General features: G+C 51.4%; 21 protein-coding genes. 3 read left to right on the forward strand and 18 right to left on the reverse strand.

Annotated elements, in window-relative coordinates:
• Positions 1–208: 208 nt before the first annotated feature.
• Both AC6B99_RS28920 and AC6B99_RS28925 read right to left on the reverse strand, forming a co-directional pair.
• On the reverse strand, positions 209–1135 hold the full coding sequence (locus tag AC6B99_RS28920; RefSeq protein ID WP_496664837.1) for a pyridoxamine 5'-phosphate oxidase family protein: 927 nt from the start codon (positions 1133–1135) through the stop codon (positions 209–211).
• Positions 1120–1557, reverse strand: coding sequence for a VOC family protein (locus tag AC6B99_RS28925; RefSeq protein WP_056038567.1), 438 nt, complete (start codon positions 1555–1557; stop codon positions 1120–1122). Before AC6B99_RS28925 ends, AC6B99_RS28920 begins: the two co-directional genes overlap by 16 nt.
• Before the next feature lie 127 nt (positions 1558–1684).
• Between AC6B99_RS28925 and AC6B99_RS28930 the strand changes: the two genes are divergently transcribed.
• Together AC6B99_RS28930 and AC6B99_RS28935 are read left to right on the forward strand one after the other, a co-directional pair.
• Positions 1685–2278, forward strand: coding sequence for a CGNR zinc finger domain-containing protein (locus AC6B99_RS28930; protein ID WP_327204934.1), 594 nt, complete (start codon positions 1685–1687; stop codon positions 2276–2278).
• 599 nt (positions 2279–2877) lie between these two features.
• Entirely contained in the window at positions 2878–3267 is a 390-nt protein-coding gene (locus AC6B99_RS28935) for a GNAT family N-acetyltransferase (RefSeq protein ID WP_496664838.1), read from the forward strand.
• Positions 3268–3319: 52 nt separating this feature from the next.
• Here the strand turns inward: AC6B99_RS28935 and AC6B99_RS28940 are convergent, their stop codons facing one another.
• The 15 genes from AC6B99_RS28940 to AC6B99_RS29010 all read right to left on the reverse strand — a co-directional run bounded on the left by AC6B99_RS28940 (position 3320) and on the right by AC6B99_RS29010 (position 21206).
• Positions 3320–4027, reverse strand: coding sequence for a FadR/GntR family transcriptional regulator (locus AC6B99_RS28940; protein ID WP_496664839.1), 708 nt, complete (start codon positions 4025–4027; stop codon positions 3320–3322).
• 48 nt (positions 4028–4075) lie between these two features.
• A complete protein-coding gene (locus tag AC6B99_RS28945; RefSeq protein WP_496664840.1) occupies positions 4076–4804 on the reverse strand; it encodes a LutC/YkgG family protein in 729 nt (242 codons plus the stop codon).
• Entirely contained in the window at positions 4797–6323 is a 1527-nt protein-coding gene (locus AC6B99_RS28950) for a LutB/LldF family L-lactate oxidation iron-sulfur protein (protein WP_056038578.1), read from the reverse strand. Before AC6B99_RS28950 ends, AC6B99_RS28945 begins: the two co-directional genes overlap by 8 nt.
• Positions 6320–7048 (reverse strand): (Fe-S)-binding protein, encoded by a 729-nt coding sequence (locus AC6B99_RS28955; RefSeq protein WP_056038581.1) that lies wholly within the window; start codon positions 7046–7048, stop codon positions 6320–6322. The genes AC6B99_RS28950 and AC6B99_RS28955 overlap by 4 nt, the downstream gene beginning before the upstream one ends.
• A 161-nt stretch (positions 7049–7209) precedes the next feature.
• A complete protein-coding gene (locus tag AC6B99_RS28960) occupies positions 7210–7968 on the reverse strand; it encodes a DeoR/GlpR family DNA-binding transcription regulator (RefSeq protein WP_056038584.1) in 759 nt (252 codons plus the stop codon).
• Between the two features lie 26 nt (positions 7969–7994).
• A complete protein-coding gene (locus tag AC6B99_RS28965; protein WP_496664841.1) occupies positions 7995–9461 on the reverse strand; it encodes a rhamnulokinase in 1467 nt (488 codons plus the stop codon).
• Entirely contained in the window at positions 9458–10678 is a 1221-nt protein-coding gene (rhaI, locus tag AC6B99_RS28970; RefSeq protein ID WP_496664842.1) for an L-rhamnose isomerase, read from the reverse strand. The genes AC6B99_RS28965 and rhaI overlap by 4 nt, the downstream gene beginning before the upstream one ends.
• A 33-nt stretch (positions 10679–10711) precedes the next feature.
• A complete protein-coding gene (locus AC6B99_RS28975; protein ID WP_056038593.1) occupies positions 10712–11083 on the reverse strand; it encodes a sensory rhodopsin transducer in 372 nt (123 codons plus the stop codon).
• Positions 11084–11105: 22 nt separating this feature from the next.
• Positions 11106–13175: a bifunctional rhamnulose-1-phosphate aldolase/short-chain dehydrogenase gene (locus AC6B99_RS28980; protein WP_056038596.1), complete on the reverse strand. Its 2070-nt coding sequence runs from the start codon at positions 13173–13175 to the stop codon at positions 11106–11108.
• Between the two features lie 726 nt (positions 13176–13901).
• Positions 13902–14111 (reverse strand): DNA-directed RNA polymerase subunit omega, encoded by a 210-nt coding sequence (rpoZ, locus tag AC6B99_RS28985; RefSeq protein ID WP_056038602.1) that lies wholly within the window; start codon positions 14109–14111, stop codon positions 13902–13904.
• Positions 14112–14126: 15 nt separating this feature from the next.
• Positions 14127–14744 carry a guanylate kinase gene (gene gmk / locus AC6B99_RS28990; RefSeq protein WP_099520798.1) on the reverse strand — a complete coding sequence of 206 codons (618 nt, stop codon included), beginning with the start codon at positions 14742–14744 and terminating at the stop codon, positions 14127–14129.
• Positions 14745–14757: 13 nt separating this feature from the next.
• Positions 14758–15018 carry an extracellular matrix/biofilm regulator RemA gene (gene remA, locus AC6B99_RS28995; RefSeq protein WP_005548256.1) on the reverse strand — a complete coding sequence of 87 codons (261 nt, stop codon included), beginning with the start codon at positions 15016–15018 and terminating at the stop codon, positions 14758–14760.
• 535 nt (positions 15019–15553) lie between these two features.
• Positions 15554–17449: a bifunctional homocysteine S-methyltransferase/methylenetetrahydrofolate reductase gene (locus AC6B99_RS29000; protein WP_496664843.1), complete on the reverse strand. Its 1896-nt coding sequence runs from the start codon at positions 17447–17449 to the stop codon at positions 15554–15556.
• A 13-nt stretch (positions 17450–17462) separates the two neighbouring features.
• On the reverse strand, positions 17463–18293 hold the full coding sequence (gene dapF / locus AC6B99_RS29005) for a diaminopimelate epimerase (protein ID WP_056038606.1): 831 nt from the start codon (positions 18291–18293) through the stop codon (positions 17463–17465).
• A gap of 120 nt (positions 18294–18413) precedes the next feature.
• Positions 18414–21206: a calcium-translocating P-type ATPase, SERCA-type gene (locus AC6B99_RS29010; protein ID WP_496664844.1), complete on the reverse strand. Its 2793-nt coding sequence runs from the start codon at positions 21204–21206 to the stop codon at positions 18414–18416.
• A gap of 189 nt (positions 21207–21395) precedes the next feature.
• Between AC6B99_RS29010 and AC6B99_RS29015 the strand changes: the two genes are divergently transcribed.
• Entirely contained in the window at positions 21396–23189 is a 1794-nt protein-coding gene (locus AC6B99_RS29015) for an Rqc2 family fibronectin-binding protein (protein WP_496664845.1), read from the forward strand.
• Positions 23190–23337: 148 nt separating this feature from the next.
• On the opposite strand, the gene AC6B99_RS29020 is transcribed toward AC6B99_RS29015, so the two are convergent.
• Positions 23338–24207 (reverse strand): PHP domain-containing protein, encoded by an 870-nt coding sequence (locus tag AC6B99_RS29020; protein ID WP_235533222.1) that lies wholly within the window; start codon positions 24205–24207, stop codon positions 23338–23340.
• Positions 24208–24209: the final 2 nt, after the last annotated feature.

The following is a 24209-nucleotide window of genomic DNA, read 5'->3' on the forward strand; positions in this document are numbered from 1 at the left end:
TGCTGTAAACGTGCGTCGTTGTTTTGGCATTGTAGAGATCCGCTCCTTAGGATGATAGGTTTATTCTACAAGCCCTCATTTTTATTGTCCAACTAAGTGTAGCCGATCCAATATGAACTATTTAGAGGAACAAGGAAAAGATTATGTGTTAAGCGTGGAAGGTAAGGCGACGCTGCAGAATTGGGGTGTGAAAGTTCATGCCGATCAACTAGGACTCCACAACTACGCTCGGATTAGCAGGGGAGTACTGTACGGTTCTCCAGCTTAGAGACATCGCATGACTCGTAATAATTCCCCGTTCCAGATGAAATCGGATGATCCGCTGGGCATCCTGGAACCAGTGGGCGAATGGAGTCACATCCCATAGAATCTCGACCGTTCCCGTCAATTGAATAAGGCTGCCCGAGTCAAAATCCATGAATAACAGCCCTGCCTGCGGGTAACAGACTGCATTCCCAAGCGTATTAAACATCGCATTGCCGCTGTAATCCGGAAACACCAACGTCCGGTCATCCTCGGCTCTTACGAATCCCGGCATACCCCCGCGGTGGGATACATCCGTACCATACTGAAGATGTTGAGTTGCAATGAAGAAGGTATCCGCTTTATTCACCAGGGTCACCACTTCTTCAGAGAGCGTCTCCAGTGCCTGAGCTATCGGTTCAACGCTCGGTCCTTCTCTTAGGGTCCATTCACGCGCTTGGATGTACTTCGGACAGTTGGAGTAGACTTGCTCTGCCCTAACTTGAAACCCGTTCGGTTGGATCTCCCCAATTCGGCCATTCAAGCGCATGCGGCGCCGGGTGGCGAAGTCGACTGCAATGGCTGCGATCGGATTGGAGGGGTACAGGCAGAGTGAGATGGGGTCCTGGGAATCAGGAAGACCGTTAATAATGGCATGCTGAGAGTCTTCTACCTTGATGAATCCGGGGGTTCCGAACCATACGGAAGCCCAAACTGCTCCATCGTCATCTGCTGCGCCAAGTATCAGAAAAGGCTGGCTTTCGAGGAACGTCTTCGCCGCTAGCGGAATCTCACTGTAAATGTTATTTTTGCGTGCTGCGATGTCCCTTACACCCGCCCGTTCCTGAACCTGAATTTCGCCCGGATGATAGTGCATCAGAAGAAACCACAAGCTTTCCCTTCCGTCGCCGTGTGCGCGTGGCAGCCCACACCCAGCAGCGCATAAATCTCCAACCGGATCCCGTCCGGATCTTCGAAGAAGATCCCGCCGGAGTCTCCGCCCTCCGTATGAGCAACCATCCCATCATAGATGAAGGGAACTCCGTTCGCTCTCAATTTTTCCTCATATCCTTTAATGGAATCAACCGAATCCACTTCAAAGGCCAGATGATGCAGACCCGGCAGCCGTGGGGAGAAGCTTCCTTCACTTTGCTGCCATAAGGTGACCAGATTCTTCTGATCATCGCCAAGCAGTGCGAATTTTCTTCCGGGTTCCTCCGATAGATTCCGCAGTGTAAAGCCCAATACCTCCGTATAGAATCGAACCGATCTTTCTATTTCCGATACATTCAAACCAATGTGTCCCAATCTCATTTTCCATATCCCCTAACCACCAAAAATATCTTACAGGCATTACAATACACAATATTATATAACTTGTAAATAGCTAATTTAGCGGTTAGAATTAAAACAGGAGCACAGAGAAGGAGTTGGATCAACCATAGATAAGCCCGCATTTGTTTTTGTAGGCAATCACTTTACAACTGATTTTGTGAACACCCGCAAGAATGTCAAAGGAATCCGGACAGAGCTCATCGAGTCTTGGGGTCATCTGATGAGCTGGCTGGAGCAGGCCGACAGACGGAAATGGGTGATAAGTGATCGAGAGGAGCTTACCCCTGACGAGCAGGACACCATCATTCAAAAGATCCTGATCATTCGCAGCCGGATTGAACAGGCATTTACCCAAATCATTCAGGAACAATCCATTCCGGCCTCGATCGTCACTTTTCTCAATCAAGAGTTGGCGCGTTACCGCAGTTATTATCAAATCGAGGCAGGCGATCAGGAACGTCCATTCACCACTGTCAGAAACTACGAGATCACACAGCTGCCCGCCTTGTTCCTGGAAGAGGCCTGCCTCTTCTTCACGACATTCAAACTGGCTAATCTCAAGAAGTGTGAGAATCATGCCTGCATCCTGTTCTTCTACGATAGCAGCCGCAATCAGCAGCGCCGCTGGTGCAGCATGGACAAGTGCGGGAATCGCGTCAAAGTAAATCAGCACTACCACCGCAAGAAAAACCAGGAATAAAAAAAGAGGGGATGACTTAAAAGTAGAAGAACCTACTTCCAAGACATCCCCTCTTCACCGTTACAATCCGTAAATCCCCTCCGCAGCTTCTGGACCGAAGATTCGCCGTCTTTACCGGGCTTCATACAAATAGAATGGTATTCCTTTTTGCATGTCGGAGTCTCAAGGAACGTTAGCCAATCTTCTAATGTGATGGGGACTACCCCCATCCATTCAGATAGGAGTACCGCCACATGCCCATCAAGCTAAAATCTTCGACTACCCCAAAACGAAAAAAGCTATCCTTTATTTAAGAAAAATAGCTTTTTTTCGTTTTGGGGGTGTATTAATTTCTTAGCTTGATGGCTATGTGGCTCAATCCCTATCTCTCTGTCCATATGGATAGTTGCCATCTTCATCTAGCCCTTTAAAAGGGAATACATAATAATTAAAACATATGTAAAAATATTTTTTGAAATGGGGAAATTTATCTTTCCACAAAACGAAGATGAATTATTTTAAAATATAGGAAAGTATAGCATTACGCGATACCTTCTCTATATTTCTCGGAATGAAACGTGCCGCGCCGCCAAAGGAAGGCGAGAGCCGTTTCACCTTATATGTTTCCGTCGGCCGCCTACCCTTTAACACCTGAGCAAATTTTGAAAAATCTTCCTAACCGGCTGGAGCCAACCGTCATTACACATGGTGAGAGTGTTGTCTGCTACGCCAACTTTTACAAGGATGACAGCAACGACTGCTGGCTGGGAAATGTCATTGTCTCCCCTGATTATCGAGGCAAGGGAGCGGCGGGATTTTTGATCGAAACGATAGAAATGCTCGCCAAGGAAAAATTAAACATAAAGAAGCTGCATCTCCTATGCCATAGCACGAATACGAGAGGCAAGCTTTTTTACAAAAAGCTTGGCTATAAGCCTTTCAATATCTCATTAAAATTCCGTTCATCCGGGGAGCATGTGGCGTGTGTGCATATGGAAAAGCTGCTTTAAATGGCAAAGCGGCAGCCCTGAACGATTGTCTCGTCAGAACTGCCGCTGCTGCTCAAACATATTTCATCAAAATGCTTTCGACGTGATGCAGATGCTGCCGCATCGACAGCGACGCCGCCTCGGCGTCCTGCGCGTCAACCGCCTTATAAATGGCCAAATGCTCCTCGTAAAGCTGCTCCGCAACCGAGCGGTTCGCATACAGCTCCACCCTGCGAATTTCGCGAATGGCGGTTTCCACCTGGTTCATGACCGTCTCGAAAAGCTGTACCAAAATCGTATTATGCGTCGCCTTAACAAGCGTCAAATGGAATAGCAGGTCGGTGCGTTCCCCTTCCAGATCATTGCCCGCAGCTGCCTTCATTTGGACGACAAGCTCCTTCAGCACGGCCAGATCGTCCGCCGTCCGTTTCGAAGAAGCGATAGCAGCATTCGATACCTCGAACGATTGGCGCGCCTCCAGCAGCTCCAATAAGGTTTGGCGGTTCATACGCAGCGATTGGAGCTCGGGCAGCTCAAACTCCGCGGGCAGCGTGCTTATGACTGTACAGCCGCCGCCTTGGCGAATGTCAATAAGGCCCATCGCTTTAAGCGCACTGAGCGCCTCTCTGGTCGTAGACCGCCCTACCCCAAAGCGCTCGGACATCTCCTTAGTGGAAGGCAGCTTGTCTCCGACCTTAAGCTCCCCATCTACGATCAAACGCTTAATTTGCGCCGTTATTTCCTCGTAATGGTTCCGCTTTGTCAGCTTCGTTACTTGCAAGCCAGCCGCCTCCTTTTCCTAAATCCGCTTAAAAAATAAATCTAAAACCTATCCGACCAGCAGCGCATAAACGACGCCGGGACCATGAACACCAATTGTCAGGTCGTTTTCAATATCGGACGAGCGGCTTGGCCCCGAAATAAAATGAATGCCTGCCGGCAAGCTTTCGCGGCCCGCTTCATCCAGAGGAATTAAAATCTCTCCAAGCTTCGTCTTCAACCGCTCAAGCGGAATAATGACGATTAGGACGGTTGGGAGCAGGCTTACTGAACGCCCCTTGTCTTTTCCGGACAAAACCGCAATAGATGACGTATAGGCAGCCGCATAATCAGCCACAACAACCCCAAAATCCGCTTCTGCCGCGCGCGCTTTCCAGTTTTCATTTTCATCGCTATTCCATACGCTTAGGCTTACGTTAGGAAGTGCTTCCTCCAGCTTCATTCCGGCAAGCTCCGGCTGGTTTTGCCTAATGATATACCGCGCACCAAGCTCCGTCGCCTTATCCTTAATGAATTGCTTGGCCTCGTCCATTGTAGAAAAATTGCTGACATGACCGCCATTGCTATGAAAATTCGCTGTAAACCGTTCAATCCGCTCTTCCAGCGTCCATTCATATTCCTGCCAGAAGTCCGGGGCACCGCGGAACGGGTGCACCGGCTTCTCTAGTACACGCGGACGTCGCAGCTTATTTGCGATATCATTCATAAAAGCATCCTGCTTGCGGCGGGAATCTGCTGCAAGCTCTTCCAGCCATTGCTCATGCGTCTGTTCAGCCATGCCCATGCCCTCCTCCATTTTGCTCTCTGTTGCGAACGAGCTGCTCCATCCGGCTGCGTGCATCTGGACTCAGCTCATTCAGACCATGGCGAAGCTCCTCCTCGAGCGTGCCCCATTTATCGCGGAACGACTGCTTCGGCAGGCTTGGCGTGACGCGATAGCTGTTCCAGCCCTTCAGCGGCCCCAGCTTAAGCCGAATTTCACCATTGCGTGCAACGAGCCGCTGTCCCAGCTTGCCCAGCTTGACTACGCCCTTGAAGCGGCCCGAATTGCCCATAATGGCCGAAAATCCTTTCATGCCGCCCGCTTCTGCCAAATCGCGATGTCCGCCCTCTTGCTTGCGTCTGCGCAAATAAATGAGCATTTCATGCAGCGGAATTTTGACCGGGCATGCTTCATAGCAGGCGCCGCATAGGCTGGAGGCGTTGGCGATATCGTCCCAGTCGCCGACATTTTTTTGGAGCGCGGGCGTGAGCACCGCGCCAATAGGTCCGCTGTACGTCCCGCCATAGGCATGACCGCCGATGTGGCGGTATACCGGACAAGCATTGAGGCAGGCGCCGCAGCGAATGCAATTGAGCAGCTCCTGAAACTCAGGGTCGCCAAGCTGGTTGGAACGCCCATTATCTACAATAATAATGTGCATTTCATCAGGCCCATCAGCATCCACATCACGGCGAGGTCCAGTAATGCCGGACATATACATCGTCAGCTTCTGCCCGGTCGCTGAACGCGGCAGCAGCGTCGCCATCACTTCAAGATCCGACCAGGAAGGAATAATCCGTTCCATGCCCATCAGCGTAATTTGTGTTTTCGGCACCGTCGTCACCATACGCGCATTGCCTTCATTTTCAAACAATACCATCGACCCGGTTTCCGCAATTGCAAAATTACAGCCCGTCATGCCGATGTCGGCTTCAAGAAACTTCTCCCGCAGTTTTTTGCGGACGAAGCCCGCCAATATCGTCGTATCCGCTTCAAGCGTCTCGCCCGCTTCCTTGGACAGCAGCTCCGCGATCTGAAAGCGGTTTTTGTGAATGGCTGGAATAATAATATGCGAAGGCGTCTCGCCAGCCAGCTGAATAATATACTCGCCCAAATCGGTTTCGATCGCTTCGATTCCGAGCTCTTCCAGCGCATGATTGAGATGCAGCTCTTCCGTTACCATCGACTTGGATTTTACGACTGATTTGGCCTTTACTTGCTTGGCGATCGCCAGAGATACTTTCACCGCCTCGGCCGCTGTCGAAGCAAAATGCACATGAACGCCATTCGCCCGCGCATTGTCAGCGAACAAGTTCAAATAATAGTCCAGATGGGCGATCGTATGCAGACGAATTTGCCGTCCGCGCTCGCGCCAATCTTCCCAGTTGCCATGCTCGGCTGTAGCCGCATGCTTGCCGTTGCGCAAACGCTCTGTCGTAAATTTAACGGCCTTGCGCAAAAACTCGTCATTTAACGCCAGATCTGCCCGGCCTTTAACCGTAGGCGGCACTTTCGTTCCTGCTGGTGCACTCATGCCTGCTTCACCCCTTCATACAATAGCTCAGCCAAATGCATCACTTTCACGGGTTCATTGCGGTAGCGCAAATTTCCCGCGATATTCATCAGGCAGGCGAGATCAAGACCGACGAGCACCTCTGCTTCCGTCTCCAGCACATGGTCCGCCTTCTCTGTCACCATTGCGCCAGAAATGTCCGCCATCTTGACGGCGAACGTTCCCCCGAACCCGCAGCAGTCCTCTGCGAACGGCAGCGGCACAAGCTCCATCCCTTTGACATGCCGCATCAGCTCCATCGGCTCTTCCTTGATGCCAAGCAGGCGGCTGCCATGGCACGATGGATGATAGGTCACCTTGTGCGGGTACACCGCGCCTACATCCTTCACCCCTAGCACCTGAACGAGAAACTGGGTGAATTCATAAGACTTCTGCTGAAGCTTATTCGCTCGCGCAAGCATAATGGGGTCATTTTCAAACAGCTTCGGATAATGATGAATCATCCCTGTGCAGGAGCCCGAAGGCGAAATGACAAAATCGCTGTCCTCAAAAGCATCCAAAATCGTCTTCGCTGATTCCCGCGCTTCCTTCCAATAGCCGCTGTTGAAGGCTGGCTGGCCGCAGCAGGTTTGCACCGTTGGAAAATCAAGCCGTACGCCGTATTTCGCAAGCAGCCGAACCATCGCTTCGCCGACTCTGGGATACATCGCGTCACTTAAACATGTTATAAATAAGGATACTTTCACCTTTAGCACCTCTTTTGCTCTGATGAATAACAAATGTATAATATCAGGTTGTCAGACAAGTTGGACAAAGCAGGCGGGACTGCAAAACGTCTGGAAAGAACCTGCATACTCCCAACACTTTCCATTACCTTTTGACAAATCCCGCTTGCTAGAACGCCGCCTTACACAATCGTCAAATCCATTGACCTTGCTTTCAGCTCGGCAACGGTATCCGCACCAATCCGTTTGTCTGTAATAATAGAATGGACATCACTCAGCTCTGCTACCTGCGTAAAAGCTTGTACGCCGAACTTGCTGGAATCAGCCAGCAATACGACCTGATCGGCAATGCCGATCATTTTCAGCTTAATGCGCGCCTGCAGCTCGCTCGATTCGCTGATCCCCCGCTCCAAATGCACGCCCTTGCACGATAAAAACAGTTTATCGACGTAATACGCATCAAGCGAGCGTTCCGCAAGCGGACCAACGTAGGACAGCGAGCGTGAAGCGAGAAGCCCGCCGGTGGAGATAACCTCAATCTTCTCCTTCGTGCTCAGCTCCAGCGCGACCTTAATGGAATTGGTCAATACCGTGAGCGGTATATCCGGCAAATGCGAGGCCATATACCAAGCCGTTGTACTGGCATCGAGTACGATTCGGTCCTTCGGCTTAATAAGCTTAATCGCTTCCTGTGCAATTTGCCTTTTTTCCTCCGCATGGGTAATTTCCCGCTCGGTAAAGGGCGTCTCCGGCTGCTGATCCTTCACGTTCACCGCGCCGCCGTGCGAACGCCGCAGCTTGCCTGCCTGCTCCAAGCGATCCAAATCGCGCCGTATCGTTTCCTCCGTTACGCCGCATAGCTCGCTGAGCTCGGACACTCTTATACTGCCTCTGTCATTCACCAGCTGTACGATTTTTTCATAACGCTCCGCAACCAGCATAAGCCGCCCTCCTTTCTTTCAAAAAACTACAGCCCCGTCACCTGTGTAAACCGGCCGTAAGCTTCCTGCCATGCTTGCTGCTCCGTTGGCTCGTAATGCTCTACCTCGAAGGAATCCCGAATCACTTTGCGCGCTTCCCATATATCGGCCAGCTCGCCGCGGGCAATCCATTGCACAATCATATTGCCGATTGCGCTGCCTTCAACCGGACCTGCCCATACCGGCTTGCCGATGGCATTAGCCGTCCACTGGCATAGCAGCTTATTCTGAATGCCGCCGCCAACCATATGCAGACCGTTAAACTGCTGCTCGGAAAGCTGCTCGGTTAATTCCAGCACATAACGATATTTTAACGCGAGGCTCTCCAATACACAACGCACAATTGCGCCCGGACTGCGATCAAGCTGCTGCCCCGTCAACTCGCAATAGGCGCGAATGCGCGCTTCCATGCCGCCTGGCGGCAAAAATACCGCAGCGTCGGGATCGATGAAAGCAGTGAAAGGCTTCGCTTCTCCCGCCAGCTTGACAAGCTCTGCAAAGGATTGGACGTTCCCCGCTTGATCCCATTCGCGCTTCAGTTCCTGCACGATCCAGAGGCCCATAATGTTTTTGAGCAGGCGGAACGTACCGTCTACGCCACCTTCATTCGTAAAGTTCAGGCGGTAGGCTGTCTCGTTAATGACTGGACGCTCTACTTCTGTCCCCATCAGCGACCAGGTTCCGCAGCTCAAATACGCGAATGGCCTCTGAAGCGCTGGCACCGCTGCAACTGCAGATCCTGTATCATGCTCGGCAACGGCGATAACCGGAATATTGCCAACGCCAAGCTCGGCGCTTACGGAAGGACGAATACGGCCAGCGTCTGCTCCTGGTTGAACGACCTGGCCAAACATGCTGCGATTCAATCCAAGACGTTCAATCAGTTCGCCGTCCCAATCTCCGGTTAGCGGATTAAACAGCTGGGTCGTTGTCGCATTGGAAAACTCATTAAGCATATCGCCCGTCAAATAATACCGCAGCAAATCTGGAATCATTAGAAAATGCTGGGCTTCACGCAGCAGCGGCGATCCATTTTGCTGCATTGCAGCGAGCTGATATATCGTATTAAAGCTTAAAAACTGAATGCCCGTCCGCTCGAAAATATCCGTCTGCGGAATCGCCGTAAAAACCTTCTCCATCATGCCATCCGTATGACGGTCGCGGTAATGATAAGGATTTCCGAGCAGTTCGCCGCTGCTTCCAATAAGGCCAAAATCTACAGCCCACGTATCAATACCGATGCTTTGCGGCTCTACCTTCAACTGCTTGGCTTTAACCAAGCCTTGTTTGATCTCATAATACAAGCGAAGAACGTCCCAATGCAGACGCTCTCCCACTTGTACCGGATCGTTCGAGAACCGATGTATTTCTTCCACTTCGATTTTGTTGTTAACGAGGCGGCCAAGCAGCGCTCTTCCGCTGCTCGCCCCTAAATCGTAAGCAAGAATGGTCACCAGCTGGCACCGCCCTTGCCTCTCGCTAGAATATCCTTGCCATAGCTGCTGTCCAAATATGCGCGCATTGGATCAAGCGGCAAGCCTTGCTCCTGACGAACGGCATGCAGCAGCGGCGTTACGTCGAATTCAAACGCTTTGCGAACGGCGTCTTCAGCGCCAAGCACATCATCTCTGTTTTGCGCATCTGTCACTTCATCATGGTTGATCAGCAGCGCTTTCGCGAATTGCGTCTGTACGTTCAATACCGAACGCAGCATCGCTGGAATTTTCTGTTCAATGCTGTGCGATTGGTCAATCATATACGCAATATTGCTGACGTTGTTGCGAATCGCTTCATCATTATCTTTGCTAGCTAGCAGAATTTGATAGAAAATCAGGAACAGCTCATAAGGATTCGTCGTTCCGACGATGAGATCATCATCGGCATATTTACGGCTGTTAAAGTGGAAGCCGCCCAGACGCTTCTCGTCAATCAGGTAAGCGACGATATGTTCAATGTTCGCGCCTTGCAGATGATGCCCCGTATCAACAAGCACTTCTGCCTGCGGTCCCAGCTTCATCGCCAAATTATACGACATGCCCCAATCTGCCAGATCGGTATGATAGAAAGCCGGCTCAAAGCATTTATATTCAATCAGCATCCGCATATGAGGATCAAGCGCACGGTACATTTCGGAAAGCGATTCCTGCATCCATGCTTTACGCTTGCGAATATCGCCTTGCCCCGGATAGTTCGTGCCATCTGCGAACCATAGGCTAATATCGCGCGAGCCTGTTTCTTTCGCAATCTGCACACATTCCAGCAAATGATCCGTCGCTTTGCGGCGAATTTTTTCATTCGCATTCGTCACGCTTCCGAGCATGTATTCATCTTCTTGGAATAAATTCGGATTAACCGCACCAATCTTGAGGCCAAGATTTTCCGCATGGCTTCTCAGCTTGCCGTAATCGTCCACTTTGTCCCAAGGAATATGAATCGCAACCGATGGCGCTAGGCCTGAATAACGGTGAACCTGCGCTGCATCTTCGATTTTCTCAAATGGCGTGCGTGGAACGCCTTCCTTCTGATATACCTTGAAGCGCGTACCTGAATCGCCATAGCCCCATGAAGGCGTTTCAATTTTAAGCGTTTTCAATTGCTCTTTGATGGCATCCAAATTAATACCTCTGGCCTTCTGCTGTTCTTCCAATAGCTGATACGCGCGATCGGACATGTTCAAACACCCTTTCCATTATAAAATATGATTTTATTTAATAGGATAGCCCATCGTTGACATTAATGCATTTTCCGCTTGCGTAGAATCCAGCCTGCTGTATTGTACAATGACCGGAATGTCGCTTTGCAGCTCGATGGCATATGGAACGCCGATTGGAATCGGCGTCCCGTTTTTGCCTAAGGAGCTGGTGCGGACATGCTTCGTACGTCTGGCAGGAATCACCACAAGAATATCGGTCATGGGGTCGCGGTCTTCGAAAAAGATCGTAATCCGCAGCAGCGCTTCTTCCGACGATGTATTCAGCACACAGATGGACTCATGGCTGGGCAGCGAGCCGGAGCTCGTCTCTGGAATGTAACCGTCCGGTATAAACCAATGCTTTTCTCCCTGAGCTTTATACATATCCGCATCTCTCCTAATAAAATTAGCGGGTAAACGCTGCTGGTACGCCGCCGTCAATCGTCAGCATGCAGCCAGTCGTCTTCTCCGATTTCGATGAAGCAAAGAAAGCAATGCCTTCGGCAATATCACGCGGATAAATATTAACCAGCAGCGTCGTACGCTTGCGGTAATACTCTTCCAGCTGATCCGGCTCAATACCGTAAGCTGCTGCGCGCTCATTGCGCCAGCTCCCGTTCCAAATCGCCGAGCCTTGCAAAATAGCATCCGGCAGCACCGTGTTGACACGAATGCCGAATTCGCCGCCCTCAGCTGCAATACAGCGGGCCAAATGAGCTTCTAGCGCTTTAGCGGAGCTGTAAGCCGATGCATTTTTACCTGCATATACCGAGTTTTTCGAGCCGATAAATACCATGTTGCCGCCGATGCCCTGTGTTTTCATTTGCTTGAACGCTTCACGAGCGACAAGGAAATAGCCTGTGCCCAGCACGTTCATGTTCAGGTTCCATTCCTTGAGCGAAGTTTCGTCAAATGGGCTCGATGTAGCAAGGCCTGCATTGTTGACAATAATATCAACGCCGCCATAAGCAAGCGCCGTATCGGCGTAAGCAGCAGCAACCTGCTCTTCGCTCGTTACATCCATTTTAACGGCAATCGCCCGGTTTTCGCCATACTTCTCATTAATTTCCGCCGCTACTTTCTCAGCGCCTTCAAGATTCAAGTCTGCTAGCACCACATGCGCGCCTTCAGAAACGAGGCGGCGAGCTGTTTCGCTGCCGATTCCGCCAGCACCGCCGGTAATGAACGCCACTTTACGGGAAAATTCGGTTTCAGCTGGAGCAAGCGACAATTTGTACAGCTCAAGCGGCCAATATTCAACGTTGTAGGACTCATTTTCGCTAAGCGAGACGAACTCGCCCAGAGCTGTCGCTCCTCTAATAACCGCAATCGCACGGTGGTAAAGCGCGCCGCTGACTTTGGAGTTAGCCCAGCTTTTGCCTGTATTGATCATGCCTACGCCTGGTATTAAAATAACGCGTGGAGCCGCTTCGAACATAACATCGCCTTCATGCTTGTTGCGTTCAAAATACGCTTTGTATTGCTCTTTATAGGCAGCAATGCTTTCTTTCAGCTTCGCTTTAAGGCCTTCTACATCGTCCACGTTCGGTGTCCAATCCACATACAGTGGAACAACCTTCGTATGAACGAGGTGATCCGGGCAAGCAGCGCCTACTTGGGAAACGACTCCGGAGCTCTGTCCGCCTACAAATTGCAGCACATCGGCTTCGTCATCGAATGTCAAAATCATTTTCTTCTCGTCGCTTACTGCACCGCGAATCGTCGGCATTACTTGTGCCGCAATGCTTCTGCGAACATCAGCCGCAAGCGCCTCATGCTTTACGCCGCCAAACAGCTTCGCTTCATCAACGCGAGCTTCAATGTAAGCCTCTGCCTCGCTGATGATTTGAATTGTTTTTGCGTAGCACTCCTCTGAAGTCTCGCCCCAAGTAACCAGACCGTGCTTCTCCATAAGCACAAGCTCAGCTTTCGGATTGGCAAGCACGCCCTCCGCGATCATTTTGGAAAGGGTAAAGCCCGGACGCACGTAAGGAACCCAGACGAAACGGTCGCCGAAAATTTCTTTCGCAACCGCTTTGCCGTTGTCTGCGCAGCACAGGCTAATAATCGCATCCGGATGCGTGTGATCGACATGCTTGAACGGCAGGAACGCATGCAGCAGCGTTTCAATAGAAGCGCGCGGATGCTTGGAATCGATCATACAGTTAACAAGATACGCTACCATATCCTCATCAGACATTTCCGAGCGTTCGAACAATGGACGAATGTCTTCCATGCGAAGGCCAGTAAAATTGCCTGCTTTCATGGACGCAAGGTCGGAGCCGCTGCCTTTAACGAACATTACTTCCACATCACGGCCGCGGAAGTCCTTTACGATTGTTTTGGAGGAAGTGTTGCCGCCTCCCCAGTTACATACACGGCGATCAGCGCCAATAATATTAGAACGGTATACAAGTTCACCCAAACCTGCTTCAACTTCTGCTGCAAGAGAGGCATTCCATAAAGATTGTACCATTTTGCAAACCTCCGAAATCATATTTGTTTTTGCTTGTTTTTATACTATCATATTTGTTTGTCTTTGAATATACATATTTCAAACAAAAACAAAGATTTCGGACTTGAAAATACGCAAAGTAAAAATAACATGTTTAATCCCACCTTGTAGACCCACCAATACCCTCACATAGAAAAAAGACCATCCTGCACGAAGGATGGTCCATTAGGGCGTGTATGCAAACGCAAATAAGCCAGATGCTGATCCTGATTGAATTCAGCTTCAAACATGAATAGGAGCTGCGTCTGGAGAGGCAGCCTTGTGCATGGACTTTTGGCGGACACAGCGGCCGCTAATTCAACCGAATCACTCGTTATGGCAGTGGCCGCGGACTCAGAAGACGCTAATGCGCTGCCAAACGGTATTTTGATAGGATGACGAAGGCTATAACCGCATTCCTGTCCGCTTACGGCCTCAAATCGGCTAAAAAGCCAGAATAGCGGAAGCTCAGTCCTAAAAAAATGGAGGTCGCGTATCCCGAGCTGTATGGTCCCTGCAACACTCGCTTGCTGAGCTACCTTAAGCCTTGAACCATCAGATAAGATTGGATTCAAATAAGCGCTGAGTAAGGAGTAATGGCCCAAATTTGGTTTGCATGCATACCCTAGTTTCCAAAACAAAAAACAACCGCCATAAATGACGGTTGCTCTCCTGAATGCCATATAAGCTGACTAAAGGGCCAGCAGCCTAGTCTTCGATCGGTTCTTTCGATTCTACGACAACGATATCGCCGTAAATCTCTTCAAGCGCTACACCGACAAATTTCGCCGATCTTGGCGATTTCAGCTCGGATTTTTCCCCATTGCGCAGCATGCGCGCGCGTCTGGATGCTGCAACGACTAGCGAGTATTTGCTGTCGACTTTCTTAACCATTTCATCAATAGAAGGGTATAACATGTTCCATCTCCTCGCTTAGGCTTTCTCGATTGCAGCTGGCAGCTCGCCCAGCTCCGCTAAATATTTGCTTGCCTTGCAATGCTCGGCGGTAAGGATGCTCTCAATCCGATAACAAGCCGCCTCAATCTCATCGTTCACGACCGCATAATCATAATGGCTGAGCAGATTCATCTCTTCTTCCGCCACCGTCATCCGGTGATTAATCGTGTCCTGCGTCTCCGTGCCACGCCCTGTAATGCGCTGCTTCAGCTCATCCAAGGATGGCGGCACGAGAAAAATAAACACGCCTTCCGGAAACTTTTCCTTAACCTTCAATGCGCCTTGAACTTCAATTTCCAAAATGACGTCCTGACCGCCTGCCAGTGTCCGTTCAACGAAATCGCGCGGCGTGCCATAGCAATTGCCGACATACTCCGCATGCTCCAGCAAGGCATCACGAGCCATCATTTCCTGAAACTGCTCTCGGGTCTTAAAAAAATAGTTTACCCCATCAACTTCCCCTTGCCGCGGCAAGCGAGTTGTCGCCGAAACAGAGTATACGAGATTAGGCATCTTTTTCCGCAGAACGGAGCAAACCGTCCCTTTACCTACGCCGGATGGACCGGACAATACAATTAACAATCCCTTATTCATAAGACTCCCCGTACTATTCGTCGTTATCGTCATCCTTAGTGGAAAGACGGTGTGCTACCGTCTCCGGCTGTACTGCTGATAGAATAACGTGGTCGCTGTCCGTAATAATTACCGCTCGCGTACGTCTTCCATATGTGGCGTCAATAAGCATATGACGGTCGCGCGCTTCCTGGATAATCCGCTTAATCGGCGCCGATTCGGGGCTCACGATTGAAATAATGCGGTTGGCTGACACAATGTTGCCAAAGCCAATATTAATTAATTTAATAGCCAAGTAAGCTCCCCCTCCGGTCTCCCTCGTGCAACTGCCCGAATAAACAAGATATTAAGTATAAGTATTTGGACGATGAATGCACTCCACCTGCCAAATAACGGCAGAACTATTGCATTATTGTTGACGAAAAAAGTCCGGGGCATACGTTTTCCGCTAGGCGGACGTATAGACAACATCCGAACTGTACGACAGCCTGTCCTCGCCTTGCTATTCCAACCAGTCAGGGAGGCAGTATTCATTAGTATACATCTTAAATGATTTTGGCGCAACGAACAAGGGCAAAGCGCAAATTCTACCAAGGTGAAACGGCTGTCGCCTTCCTCTGGCGGCGCGGCGCGTTTCAGTCCGAGAAATATAAGCGGAGTATAAGGGTGAAACTTATAAACTCTTATATTTCAAGCGTAAACGACTATCGCCGTCCTCTGGCGGCAAAGCTAACGTTTCGCGGTGAAATATAAGCCCATTTATAAATGTGAAACTTATAAATGCTTATATTTATGAAAATGGCACTTTCCCCTTATTCATTTCGATGCGATTAGCGATGAACGCCTGTTTTCTCCCAAACATATTCCGTAAGCTGGACCGCCATATCATAAAACATAAACGGTGTAATTAGATAAATGCCTTTGAAATGGAGCACCGCCTCATCCAGAAGCTCCTTGGCTATACGAACGCCTTCAGCACGCCCCGCTTCCCCTTCAAGGCCAGCCATCCGCTGGCGAACTTCATCCGACAGCTGGATGCCCGGCACCTCATTGTGCAGGTACTCGGCATTGCGCCCGCTCGCAAGCGGCATAATACCGATAAAAACAGGAATCGGAAGATGTTTTGTCGCCTCTGCCACCTGTTTGATCAAAGCCGGATCGTAGACCGGCTGTGTCATAATGTAATCGGCGCCGGATTTGATTTTGCGCTCCAAACGCTGCACCGCTTTGTCCAAATGCTTCACATTCGGGTTGAAGGCGGCACCGACGATGAAATTCGCTTTTTGCTTCAGCGGCTTGCCGGAGAAGGCAATGCCTTCATTAAGCTGCTTCGTCATGCGGATCATCTCAAAGGAGGTGAAGTCATAGACGGAGCTGGAATCCGGCAAATCCCCAAAACGGGCCGGGTCGCCTGTTACCGCAAGCACATGGTCAATGCCAAGCGCGTCAAGGCCCATCAAGTGGGATTGCGTACCGATCAAATTGCGGTCCCGACAGGCAATGTGCACGAGCGGCCGCAAGCCGACCTTCTCTTGCACGAGCGCTGCGAGCGCCAAATTGCTCATGCGCGTAACTGCCAGCGAATTATCCGCCATCGTAACAGCGTCCGTTCCACATGCCTTAAGCGCTGCTGCTCCCGCCATAAACTTGCTAATATCCAGATCGCGCGGCGGGTCCAGCTCGACAATTACGGTATGACGCTCGCGGACCGTATCCACGATGTTCGGCTCGCTTGGCATGCGTACATCCGGAATTTCCAGCTTCACCGGAGGTTGTTCATTAATAACAATGGTCTCTACTTCCGCTATAGCTGTTCCTCCAGCTGCCTGCAAACCGTTTTGCGGTGAATAGTGGTTCAGCGCCGCTGCCATTGCAGCGACATGCTCAGGAGTCGTACCGCAGCAGCCACCGACAATGCGCGCTCCGTAGTCCGCAAATTCGCGTGCAGATGCCGCAAAATATTCCGGCGTAGCTGCATACGTATACTTGCCGTCCACATAATCAGGAATACCGGCGTTCGGAAAAATGGACAGCGGCCATGTCGCTTCCCCTTCAATCGCTTTCATCGCCCGCATAATCCCGTTCGGGCCGCTTCGGCAATTGAAGCCAACGACATCTGCGCCTTCATCGGTAAGCTGGTCGAACGCCTGTCTCAGGCTGACGCCATCTTGCGTACGGCCAACGTCTTCAACTGCGAATTGGCAGATGACCGGGATATCCGTAAGCTTGCGGGCAATTCGCAATGCCAGCAGCATTTCGTCAAGATCGTAAAACGTTTCAAGCATAAAACCGTCAACGCCCTCTGTCAGCAACGCCGCCATTTGGCGCTCATATGCATCGCTGACGCGGACGGTTCTTGTGTTTTTGAGCTTTCCGGCGCGAATCGAGCCGACCGCCCCTACTACGTAAGCATCCGGGCCGGATGCAGCGCGGGCAATGCGGACACCCGCACGATTAATCGCTTCCATTTCCGCTTCCAAGCCGTAAATCGACAGCTTTTCCAAGTTTGCCGAGAAGGTGTTCGTTTCAATGACCTGTGCTCCCGCTTCATAATAGCGGCGGTGAACATTTTCAATAACATCAGGACGCAAAATATTAAATTCCTCATACGAAACGCCGACAGGGAACCCCATCTGATACAGAAAGGTTCCCATTGCGCCATCCCCAGTTAAGATGCGCTCAGCGATTGCTGAGCGCAAATCCGGTTTGCTGTTCATCTCTCCCATAGCCGTATCCGCCTTATAATGAGCCGCGGAAAACTTCTGCCGCTGGCCCTGTCATATATACGTGATTGTCCGCTTCATTCCATTCAATGAGCAGATCGCCGCCCTTCAGCGACACCGTTGCCGTCCGGTCTGTGTAACCGTTCAGCACCGAAGCAACGACCGTCGCGCAGGCGCCTGTGCCGCAAGCAAGCGTCGGGCCTGCACCGCGTTCCCAAACGCGCATTTCCGTATGCTCGCGGGAATTGACCGTTACGAACTCTACATTGATTTTGCGCGGGAACATCGGATGGGTCTCCAGCTTGGGGCCCCATGCAGCCAAGTCGAAATTAGCCGCATCATCTACGTAAATAACGCAATGCGGATTGCCCATCGATACAGCAGTAAAGCGGAACTCATGGCCGTCAACCTCAATCGGATGCTCCACAACCTGCTCCTGGTCTACCGTTGTCGGCACCGCCAGGCCATTCAAAATCGGCTCGCCCATATCAACGCGAACGCTTTGAACTTTGCCGCCTTCTACTCTCAATTGTACTGCCTGTGCACCTGCGCCAAGCGTTTCAATCGTAATGAGCTCCTTATTGGTTAAGCCGTTGTCATACACGTATTTTGCAACGCAGCGAATCGCGTTGCCGCATTGTTCTGCTTCAGAGCCGTCAGAATTGATGATGCGCATGCGGAAATCCGCATTTTCCGAAGGCAAAATGTATACAAGACCGTCTGCGCCAATACCGAAAAATCGGTTGCACAATTCGATAGCAAGCTGAGCTGCGTTATCAGGCAGTTGCTGCTCGCCCGCAATAACGATAAAATCATTTCCTAATCCGTGCATTTTCGTGAAATTCATATGTGTACGCTCCTTTGCCGCGGCTATCATTGATAAATAAAAGATTCTGATTAATGATAGCATACCGCAAAGCTTGGATAAACACTATTCATTAAATACATCAACATTTGTACTTTTATGTTATCTGGTCGACATTTTGGAGCCAAACGTCAGCTTGCCCGATTTGTTTTTAGGCTTGGATGTGCCCAGCACGCTGCCAATTCCCATAAGGAACGTCGGAATTCCCGCTGCAACAAAGACGAGACACCATTCGCGCAGGCCAAGCGGCACCGTTTTGAAAATAGGCTGCAGCGGCTCAATGTAAAGCACGCCAAGCATCATAATGAGCGACGATAGCACAGCGAGCACCAAATAACGGTTTTGCAGCGGATTGCGGTGAAAAATCGAGCGCGAGCTGCGGCAGTCAAAAACATGGATGAGCTGCGCCATTACGAGTGTAGCAAACGCGACGGTTTGGGCTTTTACCAAATGCTCCGTGCTTCCCGGCGCCTCAATCAGCGTAATCCAGAATGCCCCGAGCGTACATACGCCGATCAGCAAGCCGCGGCTAATGATTTTCCAACCAAGGCGGCGGGCAAAAATATTTTCCTTCGCCGAGCGCGGCTTCTGGCTCATTAAATCCTTCTCCGCCTGATCGACGCCGAGCGCCATCGCCGGCAGCCCATCGGTCACCAAATTGACCCATAAAATTTGGATCGGTACGAGCGGCAGCGGCAAGCCTACCATCATAGCAAGCAGCATCGTCATAATTTCGCCGACATTGGAGGCCAGCAAGTAGCGAATGAATTTGCGGATATTTTCATAAATATTCCGCCCCTCCTCAATGGCCGAAACAATGGAAGCGAAATTGTCATCGCTCAAAATGAGCGCGGAAGCTTCCTTGGATACATCCGTTCCGGTAATCCCCATTGAAATACCGATATCCGCTGCTTTAATTGCTGGCGCATCGTTTACTCCATCGCCCGTCATCGCAACGACATGCCCTTGGCGCTGAAGCGACTTGACGATGCGCAGCTTATGCTCCGGTGATACGCGAGCATAGACGTACACATTGTCTACCAGACGATCCAATTGCTCATCGCTCATGCTTTCAAGCTGCTTCCCGCTCATCGCGATGCCGCCGCGCGGCATAATGCCGAGCTGCCCAGCAATCGCTTCCGCAGTCAACTGGTGATCGCCTGTAATCATCACAGTCTTGATGCCTGCGCGGCGGCATACCGCAATCGCTTCCCTCGCTTCGCGGCGCGGCGGGTCAATCATGCCCGTAAGCCCTACGAATACGAGCTGGCTCTCCGCCTCCGCCTCGCTATTGCATTTATCTGTCGCCCGCAGATCACGGTAAGCGAGACCGAGCACACGCAGCGCTGACTGGGCCATCTCTTCGCTGGCCTCGGCATATTTTTGCTTAAGCGTACCTGTAAACGGCACAACCTTGCCGTCCCACAGCACATAGCTGCACTGGTGCATGAGCACATCTGGAGCGCCTTTCGCATAAATGACGCGTCCTCCTTGATGGGATGCCAACACCGACATCAGCTTGCGCTCCGAATCGAACGGGAACTCCCGCTCTCGCTTGTACAGTCCTTCCAGCGATTTGGCGGTCAAGCCAAGCTTCGCTGCCAGCACGACGAGCGCTCCTTCGGTCGGATCGCCATTCAGCACCCACTCCTGCTTCACCGCCCCTGCATTTTTACCACTGCGCTTGCGTCCATCCTCCGGCTCCACCTGATAAATCGAAGCATTGTTGCACAGCGCCGCAACTTGCAGCAGCCGTTTAAGCGAGGCGTCATGCTTCATATCGACGGGCTCCCCGCCCTCCATAATCGCGCCGACGGGCTCATAGCCCTGCCCGGTTACATCGAGGCGGCGTCCGCCCATCCAAATGGTCGTGACGGTCATTTTATTTTGCGTCAGCGTACCTGTTTTGTCCGAGCAAATAACCGAGGCGCAGCCGAGCGTCTCCACCGACGGCAGCTTCCGGACGATGGCCTTGCGCTTGATCATTCGCTGTACGCCGAGCGCGAGCGCAATCGTCACAATAGCGGGCAAACCTTCCGGAATAGCCGCTACAGCAAGGCTGACTCCAGCCAAAAACATGCCATAAGCAGGCTGTCCATGCAGGATTCCTGCTGCAACAACAATAATCGTCAGGCCAATGGCGACGGCGATCAAAATTTTGCCCAGCTGCTCCAGCCTGTGCTGCAGCGGCGTTTCCATCGACTCCGTCTGCTGGATCAGCTCGGCAATCGTGCCCATCTCCGTTTTCATTCCGGTACGAATGACCATGCCCTTCGCGGTGCCCCGTGTGACCATCGTACCCATAAAGCCGATGTTGCGCTGATCACCGAGCGGCAGCTCTGCTTCGGAAATCGCCATCGCATGTTTGCCGACTGGCACTGACTCGCCGGTTAAGGCAGATTCCTCCGTATAGCAGCTGTTCGCCTCCAGCAGCCGCACATCGGCCGGAATGCGGTCCCCGCTCTCCAGCAGAATCACATCACCAACGACCAACTCCTTCGCTGGAATATCCATTATTTGCCCACCGCGCAAAACCTTTGCTGACGGGGCTGACATTTCTTTTAACGCATGCAGCGACTTTTCCGCCCGAAACTCCTGTACGAAGCCGAGCACAGAATTAATGACGATAATGGCGATAATCGTTACCGCATCCAAATATTCGCCCAAAAGCCCTGATATAAGAGTAGCGCCCATGAGCACCAATACCATAAAATCCTTGAACTGATTGAGAAACAGCATGATCGGCGATACCCGCTTGCCCTCGGTCAGCTCATTGTGCCCATCCCGCTGCAACCTTTCCGCCGCTTCAGCGGCAGCCAGCCCCTGCTCCGGGATGCTGTTCAGCGCTTGCGTCAGCTCCCCTTTACCCAATTGATGCCATTTCAATTGTTCCATCGCTTCTTTTCCCTCCCGTATATGCCTCAGCGCCCCTCGGACAGCCTCTCAAGCCTAAATGTATTCGGACAACCCGCAAAATATCCCAACAAGGGGTTAAGTTTTTGCCTCAACTATGGCATGATAGGAAGATACGTACCGATTTCAGGAGCCCTTCAGTGACCTGAAACATAAAGGAGCTAGCGAATTATGGCCTTAGACGGCATCGTCATACATGCAATTACCGATGATTTGCAGCGTTGCATTGGCGCCCGCATTCATAAAATCCATCAGCCGACAGCAAACGACCTCATCTTCAGCATTCGTGGAGCCGGAATGAGCGGCAAGCTGCTGCTGTCCGCCAATCCCACCTATCCGCGGCTTCATTGGACGACGGGCACATACGTCAATCCAATGGAAGCCCCGATGTTCTGCATGCTGCTGCGCAAATACTGCGAGGGCGGCGTCATTGAAGCAATCAGCCAAATCGGACGGGAACGAATTATACATATCGATATCCGGCACCGCGACGAGCTCGGCGACTTATCGTTGAAACGCATTGTTATTGAAATTATGGGGCGGCACAGCAACATTATTTTGCTGGATCCGGCTACGGGCATCATCCATGACGGCATCCATCATGTCACGCCTTCCATCAGCAGCTTCCGCATCGTCATGCCGGGCAGCAGCTACGTCTCTCCCCCTGACCAAGGAAAGCTTGATCCATTTGCTATTGCCCGAGAGGAGCAGTTCCGCGAAGCGCTTCGCAAGCCGGAGCCGGATCATACGGAGGCAGCTGGCGATGATGCGGACAGCACGCCAGCAGTAGAGAAGCAAGCTAGTACAGATGCTCCCGTTTTTCAGCAGCTTGTAGAAGCTTTCAGCGGTTTGAGTCCGCTGCTTGCCAAGGAGATTGCGTACCGCGCTAATGATTCCGAAGCTACATTATGGCAAAGCTTTTCAGATTTAATGGACAAAGCAAAGCGGGGAGAATTTGAGCCTGCCATCGTAACGAACGCGAAAGGCAAAGCTTATTTTTCCATCACGGCGCTCACTCATTTGGAAGGGGAAACCGCAAGCTTCCCTAACGTCAGCGAAATGCTCGAAGCGTTCTATGGCGATAAAGCCGAGCGGGATACGGTGAAGCAGCGCGCCTCCGATTTAATCCGTTTTGTGCAAAACGAAAAAGCCAAAAACATTAAAAAAATCGACAAGCTGGAGGAAACGTTGGTTGACGCGCATGATGCCGATAAATACCGCGTCCTTGGCGAACTGCTTACCGCCTACATGCATCAAATCCAGCGCGGGGATAAAGTAGCAACATTGGTTAACTTTTATGATGAAAATCAAGCGACGGTCACGATAGAGCTGGATCCGCAGCTCACACCGTCTGACAATGCGCAGCGCTATTTCCGCCGCTATACGAAGCATAAGAACAGCATCGCTGTCGTTGGCGAGCAGATGGAGCTGGCGAAGGCAGAAATTGATTATTTGTCCTCCCTGCTTCAGCAGCTGGACAATGCGTCGCTTGCCGACACGGAAGAAATTCGCGAGGAGCTCGTTGCGCAGGGCTATCTGCGGGATCGCAGCAGCAAGCGCGGACCTAAACGCAAAAAGGCGGCCCAGCCTTCTCTGCTCTGTTACACCTCTTCGGAAAATATTGCGATTTACGTAGGCAAAAACAATACGCAAAACGAATATTTGACGAACCGTCTCGCCTCTTCCTCCGACACTTGGCTGCATACGAAGGACATCCCGGGCTCGCATGTCGTCATCCGCGGGGGCAGCTTTGGCGATGCTACACTTGAAGAGGCAGCTATGCTGGCGGCGCATTACAGTCAAGCAAGATCGTCCAGCATGATTCCGGTGGACTACACGATGATACGCCATGTGCATAAGCCAAGCGGCGCCAAGCCAGGCTTCGTCATCTATGATCATCAGAAGACGCTTTTCATTACGCCAGACGAACAGCGCATTAAAGCACTGCCTTCAAAAATCACCTAATTAAAGCAGTAGGCTTCAAAAGGCCAGCCTCATCTGTACAACTTGGCCTTGCCTACATGGCCTAAATTGCCTGCACACCATAAAAAAGGACGTGAACCCGCTGCTAAGCACAGCTGGTCACGTCCTTTTCATTTAAAAAGACCTATCTTTACGAACTCACATCGTTCAAGTTCAATCCAGATTTCAATAGCTCCAAGACGCCCGCATCCACTGTCCGGCTGCCAATTGCGCCGTGAAATACTTTGCCTTCCCGTTCACCGTGATAATCAGAGCCACCGGTTACAATCAAGCCGTATTGCTCCGCAAGCTGCAAATATCTCGCTTCCTCCTGGGGGCCATGATCGGAATGATAAACCTCAATGCCTTGAACGCCGCCACTGCGAATTAATTCCTCCACCAGCTTGTCGTTGCTGTATAAACCAGGATGAGCCAGCACGCTCACGCCACCCGCTTCCTTGATCCAGCTAATCGCTTCATAAGGATTCACGCGAGGCGGATTGACATAGGCTGCGCTTCCCGAAGCCAGATAACGGTCGAACGCCTCCCGCATGGTGGCGACTGCCCCTTTACGAATGAGCAGCTCCGCTATATGCGGACGGCCTACCGTCTTCCCGCCCGCCGCATCGCCAGAGTGCTCCAGCGCGACCGCTATAACCTCCTCCAGCGTTATGTCGATGCCCAGCTCTACGAGCTTGGCAACGATTAGCTCATTGCGTTTGTCACGAACTGAACGCAGCCCCGTAAGGCGCTGCTGCCATAATTGATCCCGCCAATTCGCATAATAGCCGAGCACATGAATGTCCTGACCATCTGCCACCGTGCTTAGCTCTACTCCTGGCACCACCGTGATGCCTAATCGCTCGCCTTCCGCCAGCGCCTCTTCTACCCCAGCCATCGTATCATGGTCGGTTATCGCAATCGCTGCCAGCCCTGCCGCCTTTGCTAGCTGCACATTGTAGCTTGGGGAGCCTGTACCGTCGGAAGCCGTCGTATGTGTATGCAAATCAGCTTGTCTCATCT

The sequence above is a fragment of the Paenibacillus liaoningensis genome, from assembly GCF_059609455.1.